Origin of the sequence: Aeromonas sp. ZOR0002 (genome assembly GCF_963866995.1) — a bacterium.
Classification (GTDB): Bacteria; Pseudomonadota; Gammaproteobacteria; order Enterobacterales; family Aeromonadaceae; genus Aeromonas; species Aeromonas caviae.
In genome coordinates this window covers 1-5,226 of sequence record NZ_CAWMFQ010000250.1, presented here as the reverse complement: position 1 = coordinate 5,226, position 5,226 = coordinate 1, and the positions used below count along the sequence as shown (strand labels likewise).

Annotated in this window: 5 protein-coding genes and 2 pseudogenes; 1 reads left to right on the top strand and 6 read right to left on the bottom strand. The window is 65.7% G+C overall.

Translation table 11 applies throughout. From position 1 onward, the window contains the following. Window positions 1–195 (top strand): annotated as a pseudogene (locus AACR77_RS13870) (FUSC family protein); the annotation flags it as partial. Between the two features lie 69 nt (window positions 196–264). Here the strand turns inward: AACR77_RS13870 and AACR77_RS13865 are convergent. The 6 genes and pseudogenes from AACR77_RS13865 to AACR77_RS13840 all read right to left on the bottom strand — a co-directional run. Next, entirely contained in the window at window positions 265–1,638 is a 1,374-nt protein-coding gene (locus AACR77_RS13865; RefSeq protein WP_042882295.1) for an HD-GYP domain-containing protein, read from the bottom strand. A gap of 84 nt (window positions 1,639–1,722) precedes the next feature. After that, the gene (locus AACR77_RS13860; RefSeq protein ID WP_042882293.1) at window positions 1,723–2,280 is read right to left on the bottom strand and encodes a DUF3332 domain-containing protein; all 558 of its coding nucleotides are present in this window, start codon (window positions 2,278–2,280) and stop codon (window positions 1,723–1,725) included. 144 nt (window positions 2,281–2,424) lie between these two features. Then, entirely contained in the window at window positions 2,425–3,720 is a 1,296-nt protein-coding gene (locus AACR77_RS13855; protein WP_042882290.1) for a methyl-accepting chemotaxis protein, read from the bottom strand. A 202-nt stretch (window positions 3,721–3,922) separates the two neighbouring features. Beyond that, window positions 3,923–4,387, bottom strand: coding sequence for a GNAT family N-acetyltransferase (locus tag AACR77_RS13850; RefSeq protein ID WP_010673599.1), 465 nt, complete (start codon window positions 4,385–4,387; stop codon window positions 3,923–3,925). A gap of 60 nt (window positions 4,388–4,447) precedes the next feature. Further along, window positions 4,448–4,903, bottom strand: a complete 456-nt coding sequence (locus AACR77_RS13845; RefSeq protein ID WP_041213281.1) for a DoxX family protein — start codon at window positions 4,901–4,903, stop codon at window positions 4,448–4,450. Continuing rightward, window positions 4,900–5,226 (bottom strand): annotated as a pseudogene (locus tag AACR77_RS13840) (DNA-binding domain-containing protein); the annotation flags it as partial. The gene AACR77_RS13845 and the pseudogene AACR77_RS13840, both read right to left, overlap by 4 nt.

Below are 5,226 nucleotides of genomic sequence, written 5' to 3'. Positions count from 1 at the left end.
CAGGCCATCGGCCGCCTGCAAGCCGCCGCCGCCCGGCTCGATGGGGACGCAAGCCAGGCACCAGGCCAGGGACACGACCCCACCCTTGGCGGCTACCTCTGGCTCAATCTCCATCTCATCGAGCAGCTCGCCCACCTCCATCGCCTGCTGGGGCTGGTGCTGCAACCCTATGCCAAGCCCTCGGCCCGCCCCTGACCGCGCCGCCTGCAACCGCCCACAAAAAAGCCCCGCCGATGCGGGGCTTGCTTGTCTCGGGCTCGCGCCTTAGCTTGCACGAGCCAGGGGCTGCTCCGGAGTGAGGTAGAGGGAGAAGTCCTCTATCCCCGCCTTCAGGGCGGCAAAGCAGTCGGGGTCGATGGCCGTGCCCAGGTTTTCCGCCATCATCTCCAGGGCCCGCGGCACCGGGATGGCATCCCGATAGGGGCGCTTGGCGGTGATGGCATCGAAGATGTCGGCGGTGGTGATGATGCGCGTCTCCAGGGTGATCGCCTCCCCCTTGAGCCCCTTGGGGTAGCCCTTGCCGTCGAGTCGCTCATGGTGGGCGCCAGCCACCTGGGCCAGCTCCTCGAAGGCGCCGATGCGGCTCAGGATCTCCTCGGTGTAGGCGGCATGCATCTGCACCGCCGCCCACTCCTGCTCGTCAAGCTTGCCCGGCTTGTCGAGGATGGCGTTGCTCACCCCGAGCTTGCCCACGTCGTGGAGCAGGGCACCCCGCTTGAGCCAGCGTCGCCGTGGCTCGGACAGCCCCATCTGGGCGGCGAGGATGTCGGTATAGAGAGCTACCCTGCCGCTGTGCCCCGCGGTATAGGGGCTCTTGGAGTCCACCACCTGGCCGAAGGCCGCAGCAATCTCATCCAGATAATCCTCAGCCAGCGCCACCTCCCCCTGCCCCGCCGGGTGGGCGAAGACCCGCTCCGCCAACGCGGGATCCGCCAGCCCTTGCCAGAAGGCCTCGTCTGCCAGCGCCTCGAAGGCGCTGACCAGGGCGGGATCAAACCAGTTGCCGCTGCGCTCGCGCAGCTCCCTCATCGCCGCGTCCGGCCCGGCGGCGGCGTGAAACACGTCCACCACCTGACAGAGCAGGGCGATGCGGGAGAAGAGCGGGATGGCCTCTCCCGCCAGTTGTTGCGGCCGCCCTTTGCCGCTCCAGTGCTCATCTAGGGAGAGGATCCCCTGGGCCACCTCGTCGCTGAAACGCAACTGGCGGGCGATGTCCGCCCCCCGGTGGCAGCGGGTCAGGATCAGCTCGTTGGCTATCTGATCCCCGTTGCGAAAGATGTGGAACAGGCTGCGAAAGCGGCCCAGCAGATCCGCCTGCAAGCCGGTGTGGCCCAGCACGAAGTTGACCACCTCGGAGAGGGAGCCATCCACCAGCTTGAAGTCGCGCTTGAAGTGAAGATCGTCGGTGAGATAGAGCTCGCAGATGCGGGCGGCATTGCTGCTGCACCCCAGATCCTTGAGCAACAGGGTGTAGTAGAGGTCGTGGCGCTGCCGGGCATCCAGTCCCAGTTGCTCCCCCAGACGAGAGCCTATCCAGCAGCAGCGGATGCAGTGGCCTCTCGGCTGCCCTTCCGTCATGTCCAGGGCATGGCTAAGAGAACCAATCAGCTCTGCCAAACGCAACCCGTTTACCGTCATAGCCCACTCCCTCTACATCGGGGCGTACTTGCCCGCAGGCATGTATAGCATTTGTCGGGAGTAAAGGATCAGGGGCGCGACAAATTATGCCTGCACCGCTCCCCGGCTTGCCGCCGCATCGCGCTGCTCGCGGCTCAGGGTCGAGACCAGTTTGTCATCCAGATAGAGATCCAGCCGCTCCCCGCGCATCTCTCCCCGCATCAGGCTGCGCTGACCGTCGATGTAGTGGATCTCCATCTGGGCGGTGCGCTCGTCCGGGTAGCTCACTTGCACCTCGCGCACCCCTTGGGGCAGCAAGGCCAGCGGCACCTGGTTGAGAGCAGGATCCAGGTGCTGGTTCACCTTGATGATCGCATCGCTCTTCTGATCCACCAGGGCGGGCGCCTTGCCGGTGATGGGGTTCTTGCCGGACCAGAATTCGATGGTGTTGAACACGAAGAGATCCGCCGTGGCCGCCAGGCCATAGACGGGGGAGAGCAGCACGAAGACGCCGGCACGACCGTAGCGGTTGTCCACCACGCTGAGGTTGCCCTTGGTCACCATGGAGGAGAGGCCCATCTGGCCCATGCAACCACCGAGCCCCAGGCTCGCCCCCACTCCCAGCAGCAGGGCCAGTGCCCTGCCTCTCTGTCGTACTGCCATTGTTGTCTACCTGCTCAATAAAAAGGAGGCGGCAGCCTAAACAAGGGGGGCGGGCGGCACAATGACGAAGGGGGGCGTCATACAGCCAGGGTTCAGCCTGGCCGTCCGATCGCTCACTCTGTTGGCAATCTTGCGGTCAGCCCCTCAGATGGAGAGGGCCGACACCGTCTGGGAGACCCTGTCCGCCTCCTGGTGGATCTCGCTCATCAGCTTGTCCACCCCGGCGATCTGCTGCTTGCCGAGTTCGGCGCTGCCCGCCACCCCGGCCATGTCGTCGGTCACCCTGGCGGTCAGCTCGCGGTTCTTCTGCACCACCTTGGCGATCTCGTCGGTAGAGAGCGACGTGCGGGCGGCCAGCTGGCGCACCTCGTCCGCCACCACCGCAAACCCGCGCCCCTGCTCCCCTGCCCGCGCCGCCTCGATGGCGGCGTTCAGGGCCAGCAGATTGGTCTGATCGGCGATGGCGCTGATGGTCGAGACGATGGCCTCGATGCTTCTGGACTGCTCGTTGAGCTGGCCGATGAGGGCGATGGCCTCATCCACCTGGGAGGCGATGAGGGAAGAGGTCTGCACCACGGCGCGCAGCAAGCCCGCCCCCTCCTCTGCGCTGTGCAGGGTCTCCTGGGCGGTGCTGTGGGCCAGGCGGGCCGCCTCCCGGGTGGCGTGGTTCTGCTCGATGCGCGCGGTGATGTCGCTGGCGAACTTCACCACCCGTACCACCTTGCCGCTGCCATCCCGGATGGGGTTGTAGGTCGCCTCCAGCCAGACGGCCTGCCCCCGGCTATTGTGGCGCATGAAGAGGCCGGATTTGAACTGGCCCCGGGCCAGTTCCTCCCAGAAACGGGGCTGCTCGCGCAGAAAGGCCTCGTCACAGAAGATCCTGTGGTGCCTGCCCGCGATCTCACTCAGGGTGTAACCCATAACGCTCAGGAAGTTGGCATTGGCATGGAGGATGTCGCCGCTCGGGGTGAACTCGATCATGGCCCGGGAGCGGTCCAGTGCCTCGGTCAGCGCTTCGAGTCGCTCCAGCCGCTGGTGCTGTTCGGTGACGTCGCTGGCAATCTTGAATACCCGGGTCACCCGGCCCTGGTGCTTCACCGGGAAATAGGTCGCCTCCAGCCAGCGCGTCTCCCCCTGCCGGTTCACGCGCTCGAAGGTGCCTGACTGCACCTCCCCCTGGGCCAGGCGGCGCCAGAACTGGCGATAGTCACCGGACTCCCCCCAGGCCCTTGGACAGAGCTGGCTGTGGGGCTGCCCAATCAGTTCGGCGGCACCATATCCCATCAGGGCCAGGAAAGGGGTGCTCGCCTCCTGGATGATCCCCTCCGGGCTGAAGATGACGGTGGCGGCACCCGCCTTGATCGCCTCTATGATGCCCTGCTCCTCGTCGAGCCGGGTCTGGCATGCCTGCAACTGCGCTTTGAGCTTCTGATTGAACATGACACTTCTTCCTCGTTGACCATCCCCATGGGCACCACGGCCTCACCCACAGAGGGTATCGGCACCACCAGCGCCGACATAAGTGGTCGGACGACTGAAACGAATGGGGCGCGCAGTGTATAGAAAAGCGGCGATGCCGCCAAGGGCTCCCAGTACGCAGCCCTTGTGAAAGAGGATCAACCCGGTGCATAAAAAGAGGAGGCTAACGGCCAGGTACGCACTCGAGACAGGCGGGATTGCCGGCAAAGCCGAACCGTTCGTAGATCGCGCGCCCATCACTGCTGGCATGGAGCCACAGCTTGCCCAGTTGCTGCTCGCGGGCATACGCCACCATGGCCACCAGCAGGGCATTCGCCATTCCCCGTCTGCGCCAGGCCGGCCGGGTGTAGATGTTGAGCAGGTACCCTTCCCGCCCCGCCAGATTGCCCGGGTAAGGCGGGCGCACAAAGAGTGCCAGGGTGGCGCACGCCACCACCTCGCCCTCCTCTTCCACCACCCAGCTACGGGCGCTGCCCTCTTCCTGCGCCTGAATGAAGTAGGCCTGCGTCGCCTCCCTGAGGACCGGATCCTCATCGGGCCGGGCAAGTTCCCCCACCTCGCAAAAGAGCGCCATGCGCAGTGTCGTCAGGGCAGGAATATCGGCCGCCAGGGCCTCGCGAACCTTCATCTCTTCTCCTTTGCATTCCTTTCCCACCCCTCAGTCAGGCAGGGCTCGTGTGCGGCCACCTTACGCCGGAGGCGAGCGACGGGCAAGGCGCCAGCTGTCGAGCCCCAGGGGGCCCGCCCCCCACACGGCCAGGGTCAGCAGCATCCAGCCCCACAACTGGTGATCGTGAAAGCCTCCCGCCCAGAGGGCCGGGTAGGAGATGACCGCCATGGCGTTGAAGCCAAACAGCAGCAAGGCGACCGGACGGGTGAAGAGGCCCGCCAGCAGGAAGAGGGGCAGCAACAGCTCGGTCGCCGTGCCCGCATAGGCCGCCCACTGCCAGGGCAGCAGGGGCACCTGATATTCGAACTCGAACAGATAGAGGGTGCTGTCCCAGGCCGTTAACTTGAGCCAGCCGGATCGCAGAAAAATGGTGGCGACCCAGAGCCTGGCAAGCAGCAACAGGCCACCGCTGCACCAGGGCAAGATGCGTTCAACAAGGGGGCCAAGGGGCCTGGCAAGGGTTTGCGTTGTCATGGGGCAAGCTCCAGATCGACCAGCAGGTCGAGGGTGATGAGGGGGGCCAGGTGTTCGGCCATGGCGGGATCCTGAGCCAGCAGGCTGGCCAGCGGCCTGCCCTGCAGGCAGCCTTGCAGCAGACGCCAGGCGGCGGCATCCAGGGGAATGGGGTCGACCCGGTGTCCGGGGCGTTTCTTGAGTGCCAGGGAGCAGACAGCATCCAGTTCCCTGACCGTCTCACCGCCGTGCAGGGCCATCTGCCAGAGCGCCAGCACCGGATGGGGGCTCTCCAGGAGTTGCAGATCGCAGGCAGGATGCAGCACCAGCCGCTCCCAGTGGTC

Excerpts from the sequence above, each read along its gene's own strand:
- AACR77_RS13845 (WP_041213281.1), bottom strand. The coding sequence starts at position 4,903 with ATGACAACGCAAACCCTTGCCAGGCCCCTTGGCCCCCTTGTTGAACGC.
- AACR77_RS13860 (WP_042882293.1), bottom strand. The coding sequence starts at position 2,280 with ATGGCAGTACGACAGAGAGGCAGGGCACTGGCCCTGCTGCTGGGAGTG.
- AACR77_RS13865 (WP_042882295.1), bottom strand. The coding sequence starts at position 1,638 with ATGACGGTAAACGGGTTGCGTTTGGCAGAGCTGATTGGTTCTCTTAGC.
- AACR77_RS13855 (WP_042882290.1), bottom strand. The coding sequence starts at position 3,720 with ATGTTCAATCAGAAGCTCAAAGCGCAGTTGCAGGCATGCCAGACCCGG.
- AACR77_RS13850 (WP_010673599.1), bottom strand. The coding sequence starts at position 4,387 with ATGAAGGTTCGCGAGGCCCTGGCGGCCGATATTCCTGCCCTGACGACA.